25 protein-coding genes are annotated in these 22,939 nt (G+C 71.9%); 13 read left to right on the top strand and 12 right to left on the bottom strand.

Going from position 1 to position 22,939, the window contains the following annotated elements:
- Positions 1–155: 155 nt before the first annotated feature.
- Positions 156–566, bottom strand: coding sequence for a hypothetical protein (locus ABZ016_RS36970; RefSeq protein ID WP_356921119.1), 411 nt, complete (start codon positions 564–566; stop codon positions 156–158).
- A gap of 173 nt (positions 567–739) precedes the next feature.
- Entirely contained in the window at positions 740–1,177 is a 438-nt protein-coding gene (locus tag ABZ016_RS36965) for a hypothetical protein (protein WP_356921118.1), read from the bottom strand.
- 90 nt (positions 1,178–1,267) lie between these two features.
- Here ABZ016_RS36965 and ABZ016_RS36960 point away from each other — a divergent pair, with 90 nt between their 5' ends.
- Both ABZ016_RS36960 and ABZ016_RS36955 read left to right on the top strand, forming a co-directional pair.
- On the top strand, positions 1,268–2,056 hold the full coding sequence (locus ABZ016_RS36960; protein WP_356921117.1) for a helix-turn-helix domain-containing protein: 789 nt from the start codon (positions 1,268–1,270) through the stop codon (positions 2,054–2,056).
- Positions 2,049–2,303: an EF-hand domain-containing protein gene (locus ABZ016_RS36955; protein ID WP_356921116.1), complete on the top strand. Its 255-nt coding sequence runs from the start codon at positions 2,049–2,051 to the stop codon at positions 2,301–2,303. Before ABZ016_RS36960 ends, ABZ016_RS36955 begins: the two co-directional genes overlap by 8 nt.
- A 36-nt stretch (positions 2,304–2,339) precedes the next feature.
- Here ABZ016_RS36955 and ABZ016_RS36950 read toward each other — a convergent pair whose 3' ends face one another.
- Positions 2,340–3,749: a cytochrome P450 gene (locus ABZ016_RS36950; protein ID WP_356921115.1), complete on the bottom strand. Its 1,410-nt coding sequence runs from the start codon at positions 3,747–3,749 to the stop codon at positions 2,340–2,342.
- 153 nt (positions 3,750–3,902) lie between these two features.
- Between ABZ016_RS36950 and ABZ016_RS36945 the strand changes: the two genes are divergently transcribed.
- Complete coding sequence (locus ABZ016_RS36945) at positions 3,903–4,766, top strand: LLM class flavin-dependent oxidoreductase (RefSeq protein WP_356921114.1); 864 nt, start codon at positions 3,903–3,905, stop codon at positions 4,764–4,766.
- A 111-nt stretch (positions 4,767–4,877) separates the two neighbouring features.
- Here the strand turns inward: ABZ016_RS36945 and ABZ016_RS36940 are convergent, their stop codons facing one another.
- From ABZ016_RS36940 to ABZ016_RS36915, 6 genes are all read right to left on the bottom strand, one after another.
- Positions 4,878–5,891 carry a peptidase gene (locus ABZ016_RS36940; RefSeq protein WP_356921113.1) on the bottom strand — a complete coding sequence of 338 codons (1,014 nt, stop codon included), beginning with the start codon at positions 5,889–5,891 and terminating at the stop codon, positions 4,878–4,880.
- Between the two features lie 240 nt (positions 5,892–6,131).
- Entirely contained in the window at positions 6,132–6,611 is a 480-nt protein-coding gene (locus ABZ016_RS36935; protein WP_356921112.1) for an SRPBCC family protein, read from the bottom strand.
- 118 nt (positions 6,612–6,729) lie between these two features.
- The gene (locus tag ABZ016_RS36930) at positions 6,730–7,359 is read right to left on the bottom strand and encodes a flavin reductase family protein (RefSeq protein ID WP_356921111.1); all 630 of its coding nucleotides are present in this window, start codon (positions 7,357–7,359) and stop codon (positions 6,730–6,732) included.
- 93 nt (positions 7,360–7,452) lie between these two features.
- Positions 7,453–7,743: a zinc-ribbon domain-containing protein gene (locus ABZ016_RS36925; RefSeq protein WP_356921110.1), complete on the bottom strand. Its 291-nt coding sequence runs from the start codon at positions 7,741–7,743 to the stop codon at positions 7,453–7,455.
- Between the two features lie 120 nt (positions 7,744–7,863).
- Positions 7,864–9,504: a phosphoglucomutase (alpha-D-glucose-1,6-bisphosphate-dependent) gene (gene pgm / locus ABZ016_RS36920; RefSeq protein ID WP_356921109.1), complete on the bottom strand. Its 1,641-nt coding sequence runs from the start codon at positions 9,502–9,504 to the stop codon at positions 7,864–7,866.
- A 254-nt stretch (positions 9,505–9,758) separates the two neighbouring features.
- Positions 9,759–10,187 carry a hypothetical protein gene (locus ABZ016_RS36915; RefSeq protein ID WP_356921108.1) on the bottom strand — a complete coding sequence of 143 codons (429 nt, stop codon included), beginning with the start codon at positions 10,185–10,187 and terminating at the stop codon, positions 9,759–9,761.
- A gap of 137 nt (positions 10,188–10,324) precedes the next feature.
- On the opposite strand from ABZ016_RS36915, the gene ABZ016_RS36910 reads away from it, so the two are divergent.
- Together ABZ016_RS36910 and ABZ016_RS36905 are read left to right on the top strand one after the other, a co-directional pair.
- Entirely contained in the window at positions 10,325–10,471 is a 147-nt protein-coding gene (locus ABZ016_RS36910; RefSeq protein ID WP_356921107.1) for a hypothetical protein, read from the top strand.
- 108 nt (positions 10,472–10,579) lie between these two features.
- Positions 10,580–11,446, top strand: a complete 867-nt coding sequence (locus tag ABZ016_RS36905) for a hypothetical protein (RefSeq protein ID WP_356921106.1) — start codon at positions 10,580–10,582, stop codon at positions 11,444–11,446.
- Between the two features lie 7 nt (positions 11,447–11,453).
- Here ABZ016_RS36905 and ABZ016_RS36900 read toward each other — a convergent pair whose 3' ends face one another.
- The gene (locus tag ABZ016_RS36900; protein WP_356921105.1) at positions 11,454–12,407 is read right to left on the bottom strand and encodes a DUF1731 domain-containing protein; all 954 of its coding nucleotides are present in this window, start codon (positions 12,405–12,407) and stop codon (positions 11,454–11,456) included.
- Between the two features lie 124 nt (positions 12,408–12,531).
- On the opposite strand from ABZ016_RS36900, the gene ABZ016_RS36895 reads away from it, so the two are divergent.
- Positions 12,532–12,858: an antibiotic biosynthesis monooxygenase gene (locus ABZ016_RS36895; protein WP_003987766.1), complete on the top strand. Its 327-nt coding sequence runs from the start codon at positions 12,532–12,534 to the stop codon at positions 12,856–12,858.
- 74 nt (positions 12,859–12,932) lie between these two features.
- On the opposite strand, the gene ABZ016_RS36890 is transcribed toward ABZ016_RS36895, so the two are convergent.
- Positions 12,933–14,285, bottom strand: coding sequence for a diacylglycerol kinase family protein (locus ABZ016_RS36890; protein ID WP_356921104.1), 1,353 nt, complete (start codon positions 14,283–14,285; stop codon positions 12,933–12,935).
- A gap of 325 nt (positions 14,286–14,610) precedes the next feature.
- Between ABZ016_RS36890 and ABZ016_RS36885 the strand changes: the two genes are divergently transcribed.
- From ABZ016_RS36885 to ABZ016_RS36865, 5 genes are all read left to right on the top strand, one after another.
- Positions 14,611–15,117 (top strand): SRPBCC family protein, encoded by a 507-nt coding sequence (locus ABZ016_RS36885; protein ID WP_356921103.1) that lies wholly within the window; start codon positions 14,611–14,613, stop codon positions 15,115–15,117.
- Positions 15,117–16,175 carry an LLM class flavin-dependent oxidoreductase gene (locus ABZ016_RS36880; protein WP_356921102.1) on the top strand — a complete coding sequence of 353 codons (1,059 nt, stop codon included), beginning with the start codon at positions 15,117–15,119 and terminating at the stop codon, positions 16,173–16,175. Before ABZ016_RS36885 ends, ABZ016_RS36880 begins: the two co-directional genes overlap by 1 nt.
- A 94-nt stretch (positions 16,176–16,269) precedes the next feature.
- On the top strand, positions 16,270–16,953 hold the full coding sequence (locus ABZ016_RS36875) for a hypothetical protein (protein WP_356921101.1): 684 nt from the start codon (positions 16,270–16,272) through the stop codon (positions 16,951–16,953).
- Positions 16,954–17,160: 207 nt separating this feature from the next.
- On the top strand, positions 17,161–17,589 hold the full coding sequence (locus tag ABZ016_RS36870) for a hypothetical protein (protein WP_356921100.1): 429 nt from the start codon (positions 17,161–17,163) through the stop codon (positions 17,587–17,589).
- A 97-nt stretch (positions 17,590–17,686) separates the two neighbouring features.
- Positions 17,687–18,790, top strand: coding sequence for a GNAT family N-acetyltransferase (locus tag ABZ016_RS36865; RefSeq protein ID WP_356921142.1), 1,104 nt, complete (start codon positions 17,687–17,689; stop codon positions 18,788–18,790).
- Between the two features lie 80 nt (positions 18,791–18,870).
- Here the strand turns inward: ABZ016_RS36865 and ABZ016_RS36860 are convergent, their stop codons facing one another.
- Positions 18,871–19,455: a hypothetical protein gene (locus ABZ016_RS36860; protein WP_356921099.1), complete on the bottom strand. Its 585-nt coding sequence runs from the start codon at positions 19,453–19,455 to the stop codon at positions 18,871–18,873.
- Between the two features lie 148 nt (positions 19,456–19,603).
- On the opposite strand from ABZ016_RS36860, the gene ABZ016_RS36855 reads away from it, so the two are divergent.
- Positions 19,604–22,156: a SpoIIE family protein phosphatase gene (locus ABZ016_RS36855; RefSeq protein WP_356921098.1), complete on the top strand. Its 2,553-nt coding sequence runs from the start codon at positions 19,604–19,606 to the stop codon at positions 22,154–22,156.
- 84 nt (positions 22,157–22,240) lie between these two features.
- The gene (locus ABZ016_RS36850; RefSeq protein WP_356921097.1) at positions 22,241–22,939 is read left to right on the top strand and encodes a GAF and ANTAR domain-containing protein; all 699 of its coding nucleotides are present in this window, start codon (positions 22,241–22,243) and stop codon (positions 22,937–22,939) included.

Here is a 22,939-nt window from a genome sequence, read left to right as displayed (position 1 = left end):
CCAGTGTGGACCGGCCGGACGGGCGACACGCTGTGTACGGCGGCACATGGACGAAAATCGCCGGTCTGGCCGGGCGTGGCGACCGGGACTGTTCACGGCGGGCTCAGGTGCCCGGGCCGGTGTCCGGGGCTTCGCGACCGTGCGAGGCGCCCCTGTCAGGTGCTGGTGTCGGTGCTTGGCCCGGTGCCGATCCGCATGCCCGGGCGGCGGCGGTGGACGGTGACGTAGGACAGGCCACCATCGCCCGCGACCAAGCCGCGGGCACTGCCGTGCGGCAGCCAGACCAGACTGCCGGGAGCCAGGGGCTGCGGGTCAGCTTCCGGGGCCAGGGTGCCGTCGCCGGCGACGACGAGCACGAGGACGTCGAGGTCGGGCTCGGTGTGCGTGGCGATACGCCCTCCGGGCGGGACGCGGATGAGGTTGGCGTCCAGTTGCCGTCCTGGCTCGGCCAGCCGCCACAGCGCACCCGTCGCGGTCGAGTCGGCAGCCATGAGCGACTCGGTGTCGGCCAGAACCCGGGGGCCGGGGGCGCCGGCCGCGCCCGGGGGTGTCTCTGCTTCAGTCATCGATGCGCCACGATGCCACAGCGCCCACCCCGGGACTCGGCCGGGTCCGGCCTGCCGCGCCTCGTTCGGACCGGGACGGCCGGCGGCGAGGACCTGCCGCGCTCGCGCGCCCACCCGCTCCGCATGGCCGCCGAGGCGATCGGGCCAGGCCCTCGCTCTCCTCGTGCCGGAGGTCAGCGCGAGAGTTGTTCGCCGCGGTAGCGCTGGGCCAGCCGGGCCAGGGCGACCGCGCCGAGCAGCAGGCCGAAGTCGCGCAGCGCGATGTCGTAGTAGTCGGGGATGGTCAGCAGGTTGACGATGATGCCGGCCAGCCACCCGGCCACCAGCCAGCCCCCGAAGCGCGGGGCGACGGCCACGACGAGGCCCGCGACGATCTCGATGGCGCCTACGGCGTACATCGCCGCCTGGGCACTGCCGGGCACGATGCCGTCGATCCACGGCGCGAGGTAGTTGGGCCAGTCCACGAGCAGGTTGGCGAACTTGTCCAGCCCGAACAGGATCGGCGCCACGGTGAACCCGACGCGCAGGATGACGAACGCCTGGTAGCCGGGGTCGGTGTACGCAGCCCTCCGGGAGACGGCGGGCTCGGTGGTTGTGGTTGCGGACGACATGACGCCCTTCCTTCTATCGACAACTCTCACTATCGATAGAAGCGCGTGCACCTTCTTTAGTCAATGGCCGTGGGTTTTACACTGGTGTTCGTGGACCACCCGGAAGAAGGACCCGACACGGCCGTCTCCGCGGTCGCCGCTCTGGACGAGCCGACCCGCAGGCGGCTGTACGACCACGTCGTGCGCCAGCCGGCGCCCGTGAGCCGCGAGGATGCCGCCGCCGCCCTCGGGCTGGCACGTCAGACCGCGGCGTTCCACCTGGACCGTCTGGCGGACGAGTCGCTCCTCGACGTCGTCTACGAGCGGCGCAGCGGCCGCACCGGCCCGGGGGCCGGAAGGCCGGCCAAGCTCTACAAGCGCTCCACCACGCAGGTATCCGTCAACCTGCCCGAGCGGCACTACGAGCTGGCCGGACGGCTCCTCGCACAGGCCGTGGAGGAATCCGAGGCCACCGGCGAACCGGTGCGTGCCGTGTTGCACCGCAAGGCCCACGACCTCGGTGAACAGCTCGCGGGACAAGGCCGCACGACCGTGCTCGGCCTGCTGGAACGGCACGGCTTCGAGCCCCGCCCGGACGGTGAGGCGATCGTGCTGGGCAACTGTCCCTTCCACACGCTCGCCCGCGAACACACCGAGACCGTCTGCGGCATGAACCTCCATCTGCTCCGCGGCGCCCTCGCGGGCCTCGACGAGAGCGGTCTGCAGGCCTGTCTGGCCCCGAGTCCCGGCCACTGCTGCGTTCGCCTGGAGCCGGTCCCCTCCCCGCCCGCGGGGCCCGCGCCCGCCCGGGGCAACCCGGACGGCGCGCACGGCGTCTTCCCCGACGGACGGGACGGATCCGCCTCCGGTCCACCACGAGACGGGGACCACCATGAGTGACAAGGCCCGCAGACTGTTCGAGGCGCTGGACCTCGATCAGGACGGCATGCTCACCCGGGAAGAGGTGATCGTCGCCCTGCGGACCAAGGGGCCGTCCCTGGCCGCCTCCGGTGTGGTGCCGTACTGGGGGGTGCAGGACGCCGAAGCCTCCTCCGCGCTGTTCGACACCGCCGACCGGAACGGGGACGCGGTGGTGACGCTCGAGGAGTTCGCGGCGGTGGTGGACCGCCGGTTCGGCTGGTCCTGACACCGCTGTCCGCAACGCTCGCGGAAGCGATGCGGATCATCGCGTGGCGGCCGGCCTCCCGTGGAACTCCATGGTCAGGCGGTCCGGCTTGACGGTGACGACGGCCTGGGCACGCGGCTCCTCGGAGGTGAGCTCGAAGGACGGCCATGTCCGCAAAACGGTGGCCAGGATGATCTGGAGTTCGGCCCAGGCGAAGTTCTCGCCGATGCACTTGCGGCGTCCGTCACCGAAGGCGAGGAACGAGCCGCGGGTGGCCGACACGTTCTCGTGTGTCCAGCGGTCCGGGTCGAAACTGTCGGGGTCGGCGAACACCCGGGGATCGTGCTGGTGCAGGTAGGGACTCCAGACCACGTCGGCGCCCCGGGGGACGAGATGCCCCCCGAGGTCGATGTCACGGGTGGCGGTCCTGGTCACCAGCCAGGCCGGCCCGTACTTGCGGATGGCTTCCTGCAACACCCGGCGGGCGTACGGGAGGTGCTCGAGGTCGTCGTAACGCAGCGGGCGGTCCCCGCACACGGCGGCGAGTTCCTCGCGCAGCCGCTGTTCGACACCGGCATGACGGCTGATCTCGTACAGCGTCCAGGCGAGCGTGGTACCGGTGGTCTCGATCGCTCCGGTCAGCAGGGTGATGGCCTCGTCCTGGAGCTGCTGCCGGGTCAGCGGATCCTCGGCGGTGAGCAGGGTGTCGAAGAGGCCGGTCCGCTGCTCGCGGGCCGTCGCGTGCGGGCATCCCGCCTCAGCCGCGGCCGTCTCGGTGTCGGAGGACCGCCCGGTCGCCCGGCTCGCCCGGTGGTCGATGGCCTGGTCGATGAGGGCGCGCAGGCGTGCGACGCGCTGGGCGTGGGCGCGGTTGGCGGGCAGGGGCAGCCGGGTCGCCCAGGGCGGCAGGATGGTCTGCCGAATCGTTCCTTTCATGATCTCGGGCATGAGCGCGGTGAACTCGCCCTCCAGATGCTCGGGCAGGTCCGCGCCGAACAGGGCGACGAGGAAGGCCGCGAGGGTGACTTCGTTCATGTCCTCGTACACGTCGCGCGGCCGCGCTTCGGGCCACGCGCCGACCAAAGCGGAGACCTGCTCGATCATGGCGTCGCCGCGATCGGCGATGTGCGCCTTGTTGAACATGGGCTGCATCAGGCGCCGGTTGCGCAGGTGGGCGTCGCCGTCCGCGATCGTGGCGAGCCCGTCCCCGAAGAACACGCGCAGGGCGTCGATGATCTTGCCGCCCTTGGCGTAGTGCGCGGCGTCGGTGACCAGGACCTTGCGAGTGAGGGCGGGATCGGTGACGACGTAGGCGGGGGTGGGGCCTATGCGGATGCGCACGACGGAGCCGTGGTTGCGCAGGGAGCTGATGAACGGCAGGGGGCTGCGGGCGAGTTGGATGCCGTGGCCGATCAGGGGGAGCCCGCCGGGGGCGGTGCGGGTGGGCGACGTCGCTGGAGCGTTCATGGCCGGTTTCACTCCTTGTGGGGGCGTCGGCAAACGGTCGATGCATGCCCACCGCACGGTCGCGGAATTCCCGTCCGCGATGATCAGTGCGTCACACCGGTTCGCCGGAGACCGGGTGGGTAGGAGGTTCCCTCTCAGCACCGGAGGTGGACGATGGACATCGGTATTGGCCTTCCCAACACGGTTCCGGGGACCGAGGGTTCGGTTCTCGTGGAGTGGGCCCGGCGGGCCGAGGAGACGGGGTTCAGCACGCTCGGCACGATCGGGCGGCTGGTGTACCCGGGGTACGAGGAGCTGGTCGCGCTGAGCGCGGCCGCGGCGGTCACCAGCCGGATCCGGCTGACGACGAGCGTGCTGCTGGGGCCGCTGTACACCAACCCCGCCCTGCTGGCGAAGCAGGCCGCCTCGGTCGACCGGCTGTCCGGAGGGCGGTTCGTCCTCGGTGTGGGACTCGGCGGGCGTGACGACGACTTCGCCGCGAGCGGTCTGTCCACCGAGGGCAGGGGGCGCCGGCTGGAGGAACAGCTGACGGAGATGAAGCGTGTCTGGTCGGGTGAGGAGCGGGGGTTCGCCGGTGCGATCGGGCCGGAGCCCGTACGCGAAGGCGGCCCCGAGCTCCTGCTGGGCGGCTCGACCCCGGCCGGTTTTCGACGGGTGGCCCGGCTGGCCGATGGCTGGATCATGGGCGGGGGGACGCCGGAGATGTTCGCGGAGGCCTCAGCCGGCGTCGACGCGGCGTGGAAGGAAGCGGGGCGCGGCGGCACGCCGCGGAAGCTCTCACTCGCCTACTTCGCGCTCGGCCCGGACGCCCGGGCGCACGCGGACGGCTACCTCCAGCACTACTACGGCTTCCTGGGCGACGCCGCCGCACAGATCGCGGCGAGTGCCGCGGTGAGCGCGGAGATGGTCAGGTCGTACGTCGACGCGTTCGCCGCCGCCGGCTGTGACGAGCTCATCCTCGTTCCGACGTCGTCGGGACTCGAACAGGTGGGGCTGCTCGCCGAGGCGACCGGCTGAACCGCCGAAGCACGGCCGCTCACCGCTCGGTGCGGTCCGTCGGGCACGTGCCCGGAGGCGGGGCCTCCCCCACGGTCCGGAGGAGGGCCCGGTTGCCATGCCGCCGGTGGCTCAGGAGGACTGCGCGCTCTGGTACAGGTTCTGCGCGTCCGCGCCGAAGTACGGGCCGTACATGGCGTTCGGCAGGAAGTTGTACTTGAAGCTGTTCACCGAGGACTGCAGGCCTTTCCCGGTGGCCTCGTCGAACTGGGTGAACCACGGGCCCCCGCTGGCGCCGCCGGTCATGTTGCAGGTCAGGCCGTGGTCGCCGGACAGCAGGAAGTCCCGGAAGGTGGTTCCGCTGCAGTAGATGAACTTCTCGCCGTCGTACGGAGCGGCGGCGGGGAAGCCGAAGGAGTACATGGCCTTGTTGTAGCCGGTGTTGAAGGCCAGCCCCTGACCGCCGACGACATCGGTCAGGTTCTTGCCGTCGAGCGGGGCGACCACGGCCGCGCCGATGTCGTAGTTGATGTCCTCACTGGCCGTCCACTGCGGTGTGGAGGAGGTCTTGGCCGCCGTCCAGGTGCCGTACGGACGTTGCCCGTCGTGGTAGCCGGGGACGAAGACCCAGTTGGTGTGCCAGGTCCCCTCCAGCTTCACGCAGTGGCCGGCGGTGAGCACGGTGCTCTTGTTGGCGCTGGTGACAGCGTTGCCGGAGCAGGACGCGGTCCGGCCCTGGTAGGTGAAGAACACGCGCCCCGCGGTGGCGCTCACCGCTCCGCCTTGGGACCAGGGGCCGCCGCCCTGGGGGAACGCCAGCGGGCCCACGGCGGAGGCGGGTGCGCTGGGTGAGCTGGGTGCGACGACGGTTGCCCTCCCCTTGCGGGGTGCCGATGCCCGCACGTCGGACCGGTCGACGGACAGGACGTCGAGCGGGGTGGCCTCGCGCATCCGCTGCGGGGTCCAGAAGGCGAGGGCGCGTTCCTGCGCCGAGGGGGCGACCGCTCCGGGTTCGGGCGCGGCGCTCGCCGGTGTGGCGGTGACGCCGGTCGCCAGCAGCGCGGCGACGCCGGCGAGTGCGCCGAGGACGGTGTGCCGAACGCGGGCGCCGCCGGACGAGCGGAGGCTACGGGGGCTGCCTATCACGCGGTCTCCTTCTGCTGTGGGGGCCGGGTGATGGGGCCCATCCACCCGGTCAGGCAGGGGTGTCACTGCGCGCAGTCAGGGGGCAGCGTGCCACCGGGAGACCGAATTGGACAGGTGCATGTCACAAGGATGGCCGAAACGCCACCCACTGCTCGTCGGGGACCGCCGGGCACCGCCGGGCATGAGAAAACCCGGCCTCCACTGGGTGGAGGCCGGGTCCGGAAGGCGGGGCCGGGGGTGTCAGATGGTGGGACCGGTGCTGCCACCCGGCTGGATGCGTCCGCGCCAGGCGCCGGACTCGGCTCCGCGCTCCTCGATGTACTGCTTGAAGCGCTTCATGTCGCCCTTGACGCGCCGGTCGATCGTTCCGAGCATGTCAGCGGCCTTCTCGGCGGCTCCGCTGGTCTCGATGTCCATCACGAGCTCCACCCGGGTGTGGGTGTCGTCCACTCGCTCGAAGCGGACCGAGCCCTTCTGGTGGGTGTCCCCGCCCGTCGTGCGCCAGGTGACACGCTCGTCGGGCAGCTGGTCGACGATCTCGGTGTCGAACTCGCGCCGCACCCCACCGACCTTGGTGGTCCAGTGGTTGTGGCGGTCGTCCAGTTGCCTGACCTCCTCGACGCCCTCCATGAAGTTCGGGAACTCCTCGAACTGCGTCCACTGGTTGTAGGCGGTGTGCAGGGGGACGTCGACTTCCACGGTTTCCTTGACGGTGCTCATCTTCACGCCTCCGTTTTCCCTGATCGACTGCTGGAGGCCCATCGGCCCACACAGGTCCGGGCCCGGGGCGACGGGTACCCGGGATCTTCCGGTTGCCACACGGATCGGGTCGGGCGGATCAGACGGCGGGCACCGTCGTCCGGGCCGTCTCCGAACGGAATCCGTGGCCGAGCTCGGGGGCGAGGCCGTGGTAGTGGCGGAAGTTGTAGATGAGCGGGCTCCAGACGGCCGGGTCGATGTGGTGCGTGCCGGGTACGACGACGCGTTCGGCGGCATGGACGCGGAGGACCTCGCACTCGACGCTGAAGAAGAGCCCCCCGCCACCCGGTGTCAGCGCGCTGACCCGTGCCTCCAGCTGCAGGGCGCACTCCGCGACGCGCGGCGGCGCGACCAGGTCGGAGGCGGCGGGAGTGAGCCCGGCGGCGGCGAACTTGTCCCGCTCGGACCGGTACAACCCCCGCTTCGCCTCCGGCACCGGGCTCGCGCCGGTGAGCGGTGCGAGACGTTCCACCTGCTCCCAGAGCTCGGGTGAGGCGACGTTGACCACGAGCTCCGGGCGTTCGGCGAGGTTGCGGGCGGTCTGGCTCTCGCTGCCCAGGCCCAGGACGATGTGCTGTCCGAGGGCCCACACGGAGGAGATCGGAGCGAGGTTGTGGGTACCGTCGGCGTTCTCGGTGGTCAGCAGCACCACGGGGGTGCCGAAGTAGAGAACGCTCGGCCGGATCACTCGGTGGGTGTCGATCTTCATGGTCCAGGACGCTACGGGCGGGACGTTTCGGGCCGCGCCGAAGTATGCCCGGACCAGGACCCGCGACCGGCGGGTCCGCCGGCAGGGGGCCGCTCAGAACCTGTGCTGCTGCTGCGGCTGCCCGTGCGGACGGCCGCCGGGGCCGTCGCCCGCGCCCTGGGCCTGCAGCTGCTCCGCCTGCTCCTTGGTCACCTTCTGTTCCGCCCCGCAGAAGGTGCACTGCGTCAGGTACTTCGTCGAGATCGGGAACAGCGGTACGAAGAACAGCGTGAACTTCGTGACGCGCTTCCTGAGCGTGTGGGCGGCGGGGTTGCCGCACTGTCCGCACACCAGCGTCAGTATCGCCAGCTGGTACAGGTATCCCTTGGTGCCGAAGATGATCACGTGACATCCTTCCCGGTCGGATCTACGCCCAGTGTCCTGTATCGCGGTGCACCAGGACGAGCCGGCACCCGCCGGGGCCCGGGCCGCCCCGATGCGGTCCGGGCCGTACCGTGCCGGTGGTCAGTCCGACAGGGCCGTCAGCACCACGGTCTTGGCCTCCTCCTGGACCCGGCCGAGGTGGTCGGGGCCGAGGAACGACTCGGCGTAGATCTTGTACACGTCCTCGGTGCCCGAGGGGCGGGCCGCGAACCAGGCGTTGTCCGTGGTCACCTTGATGCCGCCGATGGCCGCGCCGTTTCCGGGGGCCTCGGTGAGCACCGCGGTGACCGCGTCACCGGCCAGGGTGTCGGCGGTGACCTGTGCCGGGGAGAGCTTGGCGAGGAGGGCCTTCTCCTCACGGGTCGCCGGGGCGTCGATCCGGGCGTACGCCGGTGCGCCGAAGCGGTCGGTCAGACCGGCGTAGTGCTCCGACGGGGTCCTGCCGGTGACCGCCGTGATCTCGGAGGCGAGCAGCGCCAGGATGATGCCGTCCTTGTCGGTGGTCCACACGGAGCCGTCCCGGCGCAGGAAGGACGCCCCGGCCGACTCCTCCCCACCGAAGCCGATGGTGCCCTCGACCAGCCCGTCCACGAACCACTTGAACCCGACCGGCACCTCGACCAGTTCGCGGCCGAGGTCGGCGGCGACCCGGTCGATCATGGCGGAGGACACCAGGGTCTTGCCGATGCCGGTGGCGGCCGGCCAGCTGTCGCGGTGGGCGTAGAGGTAGGAGATGGCGACGGCGAGATAGTGGTTGGGGTTCATCAGGCCCGCGTCCGGGGTGACGATGCCGTGCCGGTCGGCGTCGGCGTCGTTGCCGGTGGAGATCTGGAACCGGTCGCGCTGCTCGATGAGCGAGGCCATCGCGTACGGCGACGAGCAGTCCATACGGATCTTGCCGTCCCAGTCCAGCGTCATGAACCGCCAGGTGGGATCGGTGTGCGGGTTGACCACGGTGAGGTCGAGGCCGTGCTGTTCGGCGATACGGCCCCAGTAGGCGACGGACGCCCCGCCCAGGGGGTCCGCGCCGATGCGCACTCCGGCCGAGCGGATCGCGTCCAGGTCGAGCACGCTCGGCAGGTCGGCGACGTAGGTGCCGAGGAAGTCGTAGCGGCGGGTGGTGGGGGCGGCGAGGGCCCGGGCACAGGGGATGCGCCGTACGTCCTTCAGACCGCCCCGGATGATCTCGTTCGCCCGGTCCTGGATCCAGGACGTCGCGCCCGAGGCGGCCGGGCCCCCGCTGGGCGGGTTGTACTTGAACCCTCCGTCGGCCGGGGGGTTGTGGGACGGGGTGACCACGACGCCGTCCGCGAGACCCGTGCTGCGGCCTCGGTTGTGGGTGAGGATGGCGTGCGAGACGGCGGGGGTCGGTGTGTAGCCGTCCGCCTCGTCGATCAGCACGGTCACCTCGTTGGCGGCGAACACCTCCAGCGCGGTGACCCGCGCGGGCTCCGACAGGGCATGGGTGTCGGCGCCGAGGAACAGCGGGCCGTCGATGCCCTGGTCGGCGCGGTACTCGCAGATGGCCTGGCTGGTCGCGGCGATATGGTCGTCGTTGAACGCGCCGGCCAGTGACGAACCCCGGTGTCCAGAGGTCCCGAACGTGACGCGCTGCCCCGGATCGTCCAGGTCGGGGTGGAGCGCGTAGTACGCGGTGACCAGACGGGCGACATCGACGAGATCTTCGTGACCGGCCGGACTGCCCGCTCGCTCGTGCTGCATGGGCCCGCTCCTCCGCATGGGTTGATCCTTCGCTTGCGGTCTCATCCTTCCTCGTCAACGCCGTGAAGCGCGAGAGGGGCACCATGTCGAGGACCGGATGTGCGCGAAGCCACGCGACGAACGGGAGTCGACTCCGGTGTCCACAAGCAGGCGGCGCCGCAAGGAGGCGGCGCCGCGTACCACCGGGACGTCCGGTGATGCGCCGCGCCGCCTGCCGACCTTGCGGGCGTCGTGTCGAGCGCCCTTCGCGAGGGTCAGATCCGCCCGCCGGTCATCCGGGTGAGGGGACCGTACGTGTGGCGTTCCGCTCGACGTCCCACTGCGTACGAGGCGGCGCTCAGGGCGGTCAGGCCGGCCCCGACACCCGCGGCGACGAGCTTGCGGTGGGCGATGACCGTCCAGGCGGTCTTGGCCGTGGCCACGACATGGCCCGAGGCCGTGACGACCGCCTGGCGGCCCGCCTCGACACCCTTGGCCGCGGTCTGCACGGCCGCCGACGCCGTCTCGGCGGAGCGTTCGGCGCCGGACTTGACCGCTGACGCCGCGTCATCGGCCTTGGCCGAAGCGCCCTTCGCCGCCCGGGATGTCGACGTGCTCGCCTTGTCCGCGGCGCTGCGGGCCTTGGACTGGGTCGTCTGCATGGTTGCCGGCTTCTGATTCGTGCGCTTGTTCTCATCCGTCATGGACACCGACTTGCCTCTGACTCCGACGGCAAACACGTTCGGTCGCGCACCATCCGGCGGGCACAGGGCTGAGTACCTCGCCCGGGGGGTAGGCGAACCCCAGGCAGGACGACGTCAGACACGAAAGAAGGTGCGGCATGGCCGGCATTCTGAATCGCATCAAGCAGTTCGCCCGGAGCCCGCAGGGGCAGCGGGTCGTCGCGGAGGCACGGCGGGCCGCGGCCGACCCTCGTAAGCGGGCCCAGGCGCAGCGCCTGCTGGGCAAGTTCCGCGGCCGCCACTGACCGGACCCCCGCCCTGCGCATCCCCGACTCCAACTCCGCGCGCGGCCAGGTGTGTTCATGCCCGGCATGGGCACTTGGGTCGCACCACACCGGAGAGGAGCTGGTTCGATGAACAAGGCGGGCAACGGCAGGAGGGTCTGTGCCTTAGGCGTCGCCGGGGTGTTGGCGGGAACGGCACTGGCCGGCTGCGGCGACGACGACGGAAGCGCATCCTCACAGCGGAGCGGCACTCAGGAGCTGGGCACCCAGGCGGTGCGCTCGGCCTACGACAGGACGGCCGAGGAGGACACCGCCAAGGTGAAACTGCGGGTGCAGACCTCGGCCCAGGGGCGTTCGGAGACCGCGAACGGGCAGGGCGCCGTGGACCTGGAGGACGGCGACAGCGTCCTGACGCTCACGGTGCAGGGACAGCGGATCGAGCAGCGGGTGATCGATCAGGTGCTGTACCAGAAGATGCCGAAGGGGCAGGCACCGCGCGGCAAACCGTGGATCAAGATCGACCTGGGGAAGGTCGCGGCACAGCAGGGTGCGGGAGATCAGTCCCTGAGCGATCCGGCACGATCCGCCGCGTACGCCAAGGCGATCACCGACAAGGACGTGACGAAGAAGGGCACGGCCACGATCGACGGCGTGCGGACGACGCACTACCGCGTCTCCGTCGATGTCGCCGAACTGCCCGACGGCGACACCCTGAGCAAGCAGGTCGGCCCGACCCTGCCGATGGACGTGTGGCTCGACGACGAGGGCCGTATGCGCCGTCAGCAGATCGACATGGCCGTCAAGGCCGAACCGGGTGCGGCGCAGCGGTCCTCGACCGGTGCCTCGTCCTCCCCCGGGAAGGTCACGGTGCGCACCGTCATGGACTTCACCGACTTCGGCACCGAGGTGGAGGCGGACGCGCCGCCCGCCGGGCAGGTGACCGACATGACCGGTCAGGCGCTGGAGCAGGGCAGGAAGGGCAAGGGGCAGAGCTGATCCCGGCTCAGTGATCCGCGCGCCTGCCGCGCAGCCGCCGTACGAGGTCGTCCGCGGCGTCCGGCCAGTCGGGGTGATCGAAGGCGAAGCCCGCGTCGAGCAGCCTGCCGGGGACGACGCGGCGGCTCTTCAGCAGCAGTTCGGTGTCCGAACGCAGGACGAAGGCGCCCGCCTCGGCCATCCAGCGCGTCGCGGGCAGGCCCACCGGGACGCCGCACGCGGTCCGCAGGGCGCGCATGAAGGCGCGGTGCGGCAGGGGCGCGGGAGCGGCGAGGTTGACGGCACCCGCGATGTCGTCCCGGGCGGCGAGGAACTCGACCGCGCGGACGAAGTCGTGCTCGTGGATCCATGACACGTACTGTGCGCCGCCGGCGACCGGGCCGCCGAGACCGAGCCGGGACAGACGCAGCAGGACGTCCAGGACACCACCGCGGTCCGGGCTCATCACCATGGCGGCGCGCAGGGCCACCTTCCGGGTGCGCGGGGTGCCGGCCGTCTCCAGTTCCCGCTCCCAGGCCTTGGCGATGTCGACGCTGTAGGACCAGTAGGCGGGGACGTCGGGTTCGGTTCCGCCGATCACGCCCGTGGCCTCGTCGTTGGGGGCGTCGAAGCGGTGGGCGTAGACGGTCGCGGTGCTCATCTGGAGCCAGACCCGGGGCGGCCGGGCCGCTGTCGCGATCGCCTCGCCCACGACCCGGGCGGAGTGGACCCGTGAGTCCATCATCTCCCTGAGGTTGGCCGGGGTGTAGCGGCAGTTCACACTGCGGCCGGCCAGGTTGACCACGAGGTCGCTGCCGTCGATCTCCCTCACCCAGGGCCCGAGCGTCGCGCCGTCCCAGGGCACTTCACCGGGCCGGCGCGGGCGCCTGCTGAGCACCACGACCTCATGTCCGGCCGCGCTCAGCGCGCGCTTCAGGACCGTGCCGACCTGTCCGGTCCCGCCCGGTATCACGATCTTCATGCGGCCTCCCCCATGGATGTGTGACAGCAAGCGTAGCCCAAATTTGAACGCGTTCAAAACCTTCGGGAAGGTCGTGCCGGGTCGCTTAACCGGGGCAGATGCGCCATCGGGCAAGATGGGGCCCATGAGCGTAGTCAAGATCAATGTGCTGACCGTGCCCGCCGAGCAGCGAGAAGTCCTGGAGAAGCGGTTCGCCTCCCGCGCGCACACCGTCGAGGGCTCCGACGGCTTCGAGTGGTTCGAGCTGCTCCGCCCGGTGGAGGGCACCGACACCTACCTCGTCTACACCCGGTGGCGCGACGAGGAGTCGTTCAAGGCCTGGATGGAAGGGCCGATGAAGGCCGCGCACCAGGGCGGCGGCGAGGGCGGCGAACGCCCCAGGCCCGCCGCGAGCGACTCCACCCTCTGGTCCTTCGAGGTCGTGCAGCAGGCAGGCCCGAAGGGCGCCTGACCCGCGGCGGTGCACGCAAGAGGTCCCTCGTGCCACCGGCACGAGGGACCTTCGCGCAGGGCCGATCCTCGCGCTCAGGGGCGCCAGGAGCGTGAGGGCGCGGCGGTACGGCCGACCGCTGCCGCCAGCTTGCGGAGCCGGCGCCAGTCCAGGCGCGGGGGTGCCTCGGGGACGCCGGGACGGTCGCGGGGCACCCGGACACGCAGGGCCCGGCGTGCGATACGGCAGTGCACAGGTGCGGGCAGGGTGAGCGCCTCGCCGTCCAGGCCGACCTCCAGGCTCGGTTCGTCGCCCTGGACGACGACGTGCTGGGCGGTGAGGACCGTGAGGCCTTCCGGGCGCGGGGACAGCAAGAGTTCGGCCGCTTCCACCGCGCTGTCCACGCGGACGGCGAGCACGCCCAGCTTCCCGGAGTTGAGCCGCTCGCGCCGGCCGAAGCCGAACGGGTCGTCCATGCGGTACGGGTTGTTGCTCACCAGGATGGCCTGTGGGTCGGCGACGGTGGTGCCGTCGGCCGTGGCCGTCAGGCGCGGCCCGCTCTGCCGGGTGAGCAGTTCGGGCAGCCGCTCCAGCGCCGCGCCCACCTTGTCCTCGCGATAACCGGGGCTCTGGACGACGGCCCCGTACACGCCGAACGACGCGTTGTTGACGAAGGGCCGGTCGTCGGCGAACCCGAGGTCCACGCGGAGTTCGACCCCGTCGGTGAGGGCGTCCAGGCAGGTGGACGGGTCGTCGCGGTCGAGGCCCAGGTCCATGGCGAAGTGGTTGCGGGTGCCGGCCGAGATGACGAGGAACGGAAGGCCGTGTTCCGCCGCGACGGCCGCGACCAGGGCCTGCGTGCCGTCGCCTCCGGCGACGCCGAGCAGATCGGCTCCGTCGGCCACGGCTGCTCTGGCCAGCTCGGTGACGTCCTGCTGCTGGTCCGGGTCGAGCAGGAAGACCTGGGCGCCCAGCGCCTCGGCCTTCTCCTTGAGGGAGAACTTCTCGACCTTGCCGCCGCCGGAGCGCGGGTTGAGCAGCAGGAAGGGCCGCCGCGGCGGTGGTGTGCGGTACTCCTTGACCCGGACCGGCCGCAGGCCCGTGCTGCGCAGCGCGTAGCGGCCGCTCCACACCGCGAGGCACCACAGCAGCAGGGACACGAAGACGACCCACAGCAGATTGGCCGTCGCGAAGAGGGTGATGACGGCGACGGGGGTGGCGGCTGCCAGCGTGGCCGCCGCGACGCGCACCGGTCCCCGGCGGGACAGGACCCACCAGAGCGCGGCCGCGGTCACGGCGAGGCCCGCGATGCCCGCCGCGAGCAGCAGCAGTCCTTTCAGACCGCCGGAGACGAGCGGCAGCGCAGCCGCCAGGGCGACCGCCGCCAGGGCTCCCCGGGCCGCCCATCTCTGGCGGTGGTGATACCGCTCGCTCATCGCCGACGCCATCTCGTCCTCCGCTCGAAGACCGGTGCGGGCACCCCCTCGGAGACCGCGCCCGGCCATGCAACATGGTGCCCGCCGACGGATCGGCTCGGCCACTGCCGTCCCTGATGACTCCCCCGCCGGCGGGTACGTCGGGCGTGAAGATCCCCGGGGCGGAGCCACCGGTAGCGTACGCGGCTCTTCGAGCACGGTTCCCCGCACCGGGGCACATCGGCGCTCGCCTGCGTCATCACCTGATGCGGAACATCTTCATCGCCTCTTGACCTGTTCAGTCTCATTACGAAACTCTGTCGGCACAGTCCCTGTCGACGAGGAGGCCGGCAATACGATGCAGTGGACGGGCGCGCGCTACGCGGACGGACCGACGGTCGAGGTGACGACGTGGATCGCCGCCCCGCCGGGAAGGGTGTGGGCGCTGGTGTCGGACGTGACGCGGATGCCCGGGATGAGCGAGGAGTTGCAGTCGACGCGGTGGGTCGACGGGGCCGTCGGGCCGGTCGTCGGGGCGCGGTTCGTCGGGCGGAGCAGCCACGAGGCGTTCGGCGAGTGGGAGACGACGTCCACGGTCGTCGCGTGCGATCCCGAGCGGGTGTTCTCCTGGGCGGTCGGCGATCCGGCCGAGCCCAGTGCGGTCTGGCGGTTCGGGCTCGAGCCCCGGGACGGCGGAACCGAGCTGTCGCAGTGGATGCGGATGGGGCCCGGCCGCTCGGGCCTCTCCTTCGCGATCGACGCGACGCCGGAGAAGGAGCAGAAGATCGTGTTCGTGAGGATGCGGGAGTTCGAGCGCGGCATGACCGCCACGCTGGAGCACATCCGGCGGCGGGCGGAGGCGTGATGCGGACGGCGACGACCGTCGAGGCGGCGGCCCTCGGCTCCTGGTCCCGGCAGGCCGACTTCGTCGTGGAGGCCGAGAAACTGGGGCTCGACATCTGCTGGGTGGCCGAGGCGTGGGGCTCCGACGCCCCGTCCGTCCTCGGCTACTACGCGGCCCGCACGGAACGGATGCTGCTCGGCTCCGCGGTCATGCAGGTCGGGACACGCACACCGGTGGCTCTCGCCCAGACGGCGATCACCCTGTCCAACCTCTCCGGCGGACGCTTCCTGCTGGGGCTGGGTCCCTCCGGGCCCCAGGTGATGGAAGGCTTGCACGGGGTGTCGTTCGCCCGCCCCCTGGTGCGCGTGCGCGAGACGGTGGAGATCGTGCGTCAGGTGATCGCGGGCGGCAAGATCTCCTACACGGGCTCGGAGTTCACGATTCCGCTGCCTGGCGGGGACGCGGTACCGATGCGCCTCTCCATGCGGGCCGAGCACGCCGTGCCCGTCTACGTGGCCGCGCTGTCGCCCGCGATGCTGCGGCTGACCGGCCGGATCGCGGACGGCTGGCTCGGCACGAGCTTCGTGCCGGAGGGCGCGGCGGACGCCTACTTCGCGCCGCTGGACGAGGGACTGGCCGCCGCCGGGCGCGACCGTGCCGGCTTCGACGTCTGCCAGGGCGCCGAGGTGGCCTTCGCCCCGGACGAGGAGGCGCTCGGCGCGATGGTCGCGGACCGGAAGAAGGAACTCGCCTTCAGTCTCGGCGGCATGGGTTCCGCCTCGACCAACTTCTACAACCGGGCCTACAGCCGTCAGGGCTGGGCCGAGGTCGCGGCGGAGGTCCGGGAGCGCTGGCAGGCGGGTGACCGGGACGGCGCCGCCGGTCTCGTCACCGACGAGATGGTGCTCGCCACCACGCTCATCGGCACGGAGGAGATGGTGCGCAGGCGGCTGCGCGTCTGGCGGGACGCCGGTGTCGACACGGTCCGCCTCTACCCCGCCGGTAACACCCTCGAAGAGCGGCTCGACACCCTCGGCAGGGCGATCGAGCTGGTTCGCGAGAGCGACGAGGAGAGGTGAGCCCGCAACGCCCGTCTCCCCTCCACCGGGATACCTGTAGGCTCCCGTGCTGATCATCGGCTGACACGACCAACAGGGGGGCTCCGTGCGGGCCATGGCTACCGCGACAACCGCGCTCGCATGCCTGCTGGCGGGCGCCGTCCTGGCCGGGTGCGGCGACGGCGGCGACGGCGAGGAGAAGTCCGCCGGCGCCCTCCTCGACGAGGCCAACGCCACGATGCGGAAGCTCGGCTCCGTCACCGTCGACATCACCAACCGCACGACCCGCGGATCCGTCACCAGCCACCTCGTGACCGACCTCGACAGCCGGTGCAGGTCCCGGACCACGTGGTCGGCCGGCGGCACCCTGGAGCAGATCCGGCTCGGCGGGACGGACTACGTCCGGCCGGACCGGGCCTACCTGCAGAAGTGGAAGAAGTACCCGGGAGTCACCGGTGAGCAGAAAGTGTGGGTGAAGACGCCGGTGGACCAGTCCGGTTCGGGCGACGGTCTCACCTCCTGCGAACGGCCCTTCGACTCGTTCGGCACGGCGAAGAAGGGCGGCTCCACCCGCGTCGGGGACACCGAGGCCCTCCGGCTGATCGTGACCGACAAGGCGGACAAGGAGGGGACGTACACCTTCTACGTGGCCGCCGAAGGCAAGCCGTACCTGCTCAAGACGGTCTACAAGAGCGACGCGCAGCAGACCACCACCGCGTTCAGCGGCTTCGACGCACCGCTCGGCGTCCAGGCGCCGAAGGCGGGCGAGGTGCTGAGCGTGCCCGGCGGCAGCCGCTGAACCGGTCCCGCGGGAGGCAGCGCTTTCCGTTGGAATTCGGCAGGAACCGGCCCAGCGGGGCGAATCGGCCCACGAGGGCTTGACGGGGCGCGACGCGCTCGGCCTACTGGAAGGCGCGGCCGGCCGAGTCGGGGGAGCCGGTCCGGCGCCGGCCCTCCAGGGCCGCAGTACTCTGCCCTCCCCGCCGAGTCACAGGTCAGGGGTCCGATGGTGCGGCGACGATGGGCAGCGGTGGTGGGCCTGGTGGCCTGCCTGCTGTTGCTGCCGCTCGTCGTCCCGGGGCCCACGCACGGTGAGCGTGCGGCGGAGACCCCCGTCACGGCGGCCGTCGACGTGGACGTGCTGGAGACACTTGAGGCCTCGAGCGCCACGAGCGCCACGAGCGCCACGAGCGCCACGAGCGCCGGAGGCGAAGCCGCCGGGGAGCCCTGTCCGTGCGGGAAGGAGCCGTCGGTTCGGCAACCGGTGGCACGGACGCCACGGGCCGCGGGAGCGGCCGGGGCGAGCGCCGTGGGGACGGCCACGCCCGGCGTGGACCGGGGTGGCACGGACATCGGCGCGGCGAGAACGAGCCGGCGTACGGGGCCGGTCGCATCCGCCCCGAACGCAGTCGAACTGCAGACGTTCCGCTGCTGAGTGACGGCGGTACCGACAAGGGCCTGCGCCGTGCGGCCCGGGTACTGCCTGGTGCCGGTACGCCGTGATGTGCGGGCCTTCGTGTGTCCCCATGCCGATGACACAGGAGGCAGAGTTGCCTGGAAAGCGCGTTCTCGTTGTGCGGCCGGACGAACTCGGCCCGAACGACCGGAAGATGTGGCGGGAGATACGGACGGAGTCCCGAGCCCCCTCGAATCCCTTTCTCGACCCGGTGTTCACGACGGCCGTCGGTCAGGTCAGGCCGGGAGCCAGGGTGGCGGTACTGCAGGACGACGGATCCCCGGTCGGGTTCTTCCCGTACGAGCGGGGCCCCTTGGGGCAGGGCCGGGCCATCGGGCTCGGTGTGTCCGACAGTCAGGGGGCCGTGTTACGTCCCGGGATCCGGCTCGACGCCCGTGGGTTGCTGCGGTCCTGCGCGCTGTCGTCCTGGGAGTTCGACAACCTCGAGACCGGTCAGGGGGCGTTCGTGCCCCATGCGGTCGAGGAGCTCGCCTCACCGGTCGTCGACCTCGGGGAGGGATTCGAGCGGTACGCGGAGCGGCTGCGCGCGAGGTCGGCGAGCTTCCTCAGACAGACCCGGGCCAAGGAGCGCAAGCTGGCCCGGCAGGCCGGCGAGGTGCGGTTCGTGTACGACGCCCGGGACCCGGGCGCGCTGCGGGCGCTGATGGGCTGGAAGTCGGCCCAGTACCGGCGGACCGGCCGGCGCGACCGGTTCGCGCAGGAGTGGATCGTCCGGCTGGTGGCGCTGCTCGGCGAGAGCGAGGAACCGGAGTGCCGGGGCGTGCTGTCCGTGCTGTACGCAGGGGACCGGCCGGTGGCCGCGCACTTCGGGCTGCGCTCGCGCACCGTGCTGTCCTGGTGGTTTCCGGCGTACGACCGCGCGTACGCCAAGTACTCCCCCGGGCTCGTCCTGCAGCTGAGGATGCTGGAGGCCGCGGCTGCCGACGGCGTCGAGACGGTCGACCTGGGGAGCGGCCCCGCCCGCTACAAGGAGTCGCTCAAGACCCGTGACCTGCGAGTGTACGAGGGTGTGGTGGTGCGTCCGGTACCGGGCGGGGCCGCCCACTGGCTGGGCCGGGAACCGGCCCGGGCCGCCCGTCGCTTCGTACGCAACCGGCCCCGTCTGGCCGGCGCGGCGGCACGGACACTGGCGGAAGCGGGACGGCTGCGCGACCGCTGAGCACCGGCCGACGACGCCCTCCGGCCGCACGGCCCGGGCCGGCGGGGCGCCCGGCTCCGGAGAACCGGGCGCAACCGCGGTCAGCCGGTGGCGGTCCAGCTGTGGGCGACGTCCACGATGACGCGGCCGTCCAGCTGCAGGACCCGGAAGGGCAGCCGGGCACGGACACCGAGCCCGATCTGGGTCTCGCCCTCGAAGCTGCCGGCGAAGCGGGTGTCCCGGAACGTCCGGTAGCCGGCGAGGTCCACGCCCGGCAGCGGCCTCCCCGCCCGTGCGGGGTACGTGGCGGCCCCGGTCTCCGGGTCGTAGGCGGGCGCCGCCACCCGCACCTCGAGGACGGCTCCACCGGCCACGGGGATGTGCCGGCCCGAACCGTCCTGGTGGAGCTGGTCGACGTAGCGGACCGAGTAACCGACATCGCCGCCCGCGCCCGGCAGATCGATGACCATCCGGTCGAAGCAGTCGTGGCGGCCGGTCCGGATGTCCCGCACCGGTGTGAGCGTGGCCCCGGTGTCGGTCTTGGCGACGCTCCCCCAGCCGGTCGGGCATGCGGTGGCCGTCGCGGACCGGGCGGCGGCCGGTGCGGCACCCGCGGGGACCGCCGCCACGCCCACCGTGGCGCCCACGAGCGCGAGAGTCGCGCATGCTCTGCTGATTCGTACCATTACCGCCCCCGAGGCTCGTATGTTGCTGGTATGGGGTGAGACGGTCGGCGGGACCGAAAGGTTGCGCTGGCCGCGCCGGACCGCCTCGCATGGCACATCCTGGTGGAGAGCGATGGAGTCCGGTGCGTCCGTACCGGGAGGACGCGAGATGGATGAGGCAACCGCCGTACCGGACGGGCCGCGGCCACCCGGTGGCCGGAGCCGGCGCGGTGGCGAGGGCCGGTTCCGGACCGGGGACACCGGCCGGTTCGAGGACGCCCTGTCAGCGCCGCTGATCGAAGCCGTCCGGGATCTGGGAGGCTACGGCGGACTGGTGTACCTGCGTTCCCGCGATCTCCGTTCGCTCGTCCTCGCGATGGTGACCGGAGTGCCCCGGTCGCTGCTGCGGGCCTGGTGGCGGGTGCCGATCAGCGGTGCCCTGCCCATGGCGGAGGCCTACCGGCGCGACGAGACCCTGTGGCTGCCGGACGAGCGCGCCACCATGGTGCGCTTCCCGCACTTCACCGCCGGGCTGCCGTACTCCTTCGGCTCCGCGCACCAGCCCGTCCGGTCCGGTGGTGAGGCGGTGGGCGTCCTGGTCGTGCTGCGCTCGGCCGCCCGGACGCCGATGGAGGCGGAGGCCGTCGATCTCGCACTGCGCCCGGCCGAAGGGGACATGGAGGCGCGCCTCGGCCGCCTCGCCGCCGGCCGGTCCGGCGCGGGGAGGGCCGCGTACCGGATCGAGTACGACGACGAACCGGTCAGCGTGCGGCTGCCCACACCCTCCTTCGACCCCGTCCGGGTCGGGCTCATCGACTGGGACCTGGACAGCGACCGCTGCGCACCGGACGACGAGGCCCTCGCTCTCCTCGGCATCGACCGCGTGGACTTCGGCGGCGGGATGGCGGACATCGAGGCCCGCCTCAGCCCCGACGACCTGCACGAGCTGCGGGCCGCCCGGCACGACGCGGTCACCCGGGGGCGGGTCAGATCCCGGCGCTTCCGGGTGCGGGACGAGTCCGCCGACGGCCGGGAGAGCAGCTACCGGCCCGTCGAGCTGTGGGGCCATCTCGCCGAGGGCGGAGCCGGGTCCGCGCGGGTCCTGGTGGGGGCGCTCGTCGACGCCGTCGGCGGACTCACCGCGGCCGAGGCCGCCGAGCGGCTGCCCGACGGGCTGTTCTCCCTGGACCAGGACGGCCGCCTGACGTACGCCAACCGCCGCTGCGAGGAACTGCTGGGCTCCGGCCGGGAGGAGCTGCTGGGCCGCTATCCGTGGGAAGTGATCACCTGGCTGCGGGACCCCGCGTACGAGGACCGCTACCGGGCGGCGATGCTGTCGCAGGAGCAGGTGTCCTTCCTGGTGCGGCATCCCGCCGGGAACTGGCTGAGCTTCGTGCTCTACCCGGACGTGCACGGACTGACCGGGAGGGTCCATCCGACCGTCGCGCCCTACGGAGCCGAAACGGGCGGGCCGGGACCGGGTGGCACGGCCCCGGCGCGGCCGCCCAAGCCGGTCGCCACGGCCCGGGCCGGGGCGCTCTACCACGTGGTGCAGATGGCGAGCGTGCTGACCGAGGCGGTCACCGTACGGGACGTGTGCCGTGCGGTGTCCGAGCAGCTGCTGCCGGCGTTCGGGGCGACGGAGCTGGCCCTGTACACGGTCCGCGAGGGCCGGATGTTCCTGCTGTGGGAGTCGGGCTACCCGGAGGGGTTCCTCACCCAGTTCGAGGGTGTCACTCTCGACACGCAGCTGCCCGGCGTCCACGCGCTGACCACGCGGCTGCCCCTCTTCTTCGAGTCGCCCGAGGACCTCTCGATCGCCTACCCGGGCATCGCCATGGACCGCATGAGCGCCTGGTCGTTCCTGCCGCTGATCGCCTCCGGTCATCCCGTCGGCTCGTGCATCCTGGGCTGGGACGTCCCGCACCGCTTCACTCCCGACGAGCGCTCCGCCCTCACCGCGCTGAGCGGGCTGGCCGCACAGGCCTTGGAGCGGGCGCGGCTCTACGACTCGGAGTCCGCCGTCGCCCGCGGCCTCCAGGAGGGGCTGCTGCCGCACCGGCTGCCCGCCGTCGAAGGGCTGCGCACCACCGGCCGCTATCTGCCGGGCACGCGGGGGATGGCCATCGGCGGCGACTGGTACGACGTGATCACCACGGGACGTGGAGTGGCTCTGGTGATCGGGGACGTCGAGGGCCACAGTGTCGGCGCCGCCGCGGTGATGGGACAGTTGCGCAGTGCCGTGCACGCCTTCGCCGCGAGCGAGAGCCCGCCGCAGGAGGTCATCACGCACACCAACCGGCTGCTGGCCGAGCTGGACGCGGACGCCTTCGCCACCTGCTGCTACATCGAACTCGACCCGCGGACGGGGCGTGCCCTCGCCGTGCGGGCCGGGCACCCCCCGCCGCTGCTGCGCCGTCCCGACGGGCACGCCGAGACGCTGGACCTCGCGGGCGGTGTCATGCTGGGAGTGCAGCCCGACGCGGTGTACCCCGTCACCGCGCTCACCCTGGATCCCGGCAGCGTGCTCGCCCTGTACACCGACGGGCTCGTGGAGCAGCCCGGCAGTGACATCGAGACGGGCATCGAGGATGTCCGCCGCCGTCTGGCCGAGACCCCGGCGGACTCGGTGGACCATCTCGCCGACCATCTGGTGCGGACCGCGCGGCGGGCGAGGGAGCGGCCGGATGATGTGGCGCTGTTGCTGACGGCCTATCGCTGAGGGGTGGTCACAGCGGCCGCGGGCGGTCGACGAGGACGGCGGAACCGGGGGGTACGGTGGTCGGGACGGGCGAGCGAGGCGGTGATGACGTTGGACTGGCAGCGGTACGCCGAGCAGATGGCGGTGCTCGCCCGGGACCTGCTGGCGCAGGATTCCGTGCAGGCGACGCTGGACGAGATCGCGGCCTCGGCGGTGAAGCTGGTCGAGGGCTGTGACGCGGCGGGAGTCCTGACGGTGTCCAAGGGCCGTGCCGTGACGCTGTCGGTGTGCGGCGACATGGTCGAGGAGTCCGACCGGATGCAGGGCGAGCTGGGAGAGGGGCCGTGTTTCGACGCGGCGCGCCGGGTGGACGGTGAGCGGCTGTTCCGCATCGCCGACATGACCGAGCCCCAGCCGTCCTGGCCACGGTTCTCGCAGGCGGCCCGGGATCTCGGGATCGGCAGCATGACCGGCGTGCTGCTCTACACCGCCGACGAGGACTTCGGCGCGCTGAACCTCTACTCGCGCCGTCCCGGGGCCTTCGGCAAGGACATCGAGGCCGCGGGCTGGCTGCTCGCGTCCCACGCCGCCGTCGCGCTGGCCACCGCCCGTACCGTCGATCAGCTCGAGCACGCCCTGGAGACCCGGCACGCCGTCGGCGAGGCCATGGGGATCCTCATGGAACGTCACCGGCTGGGCGAGGACGAGGCCTTCGACGTGCTGCGGCGCATCTCCCAGCACCACAACATCAAGCTGCGCGACGTGGCCCGGCACGTGCGCTCCGACCACCCCGAGAAGGCCTGA

Source organism: Streptomyces sp. NPDC006372 (assembly GCF_040612515.1).
In the GTDB taxonomy this organism is placed as follows: Bacteria; Actinomycetota; Actinomycetes; order Streptomycetales; family Streptomycetaceae; genus Streptomyces.
This window is presented reverse-complemented; position numbering and strand designations above follow the sequence as displayed.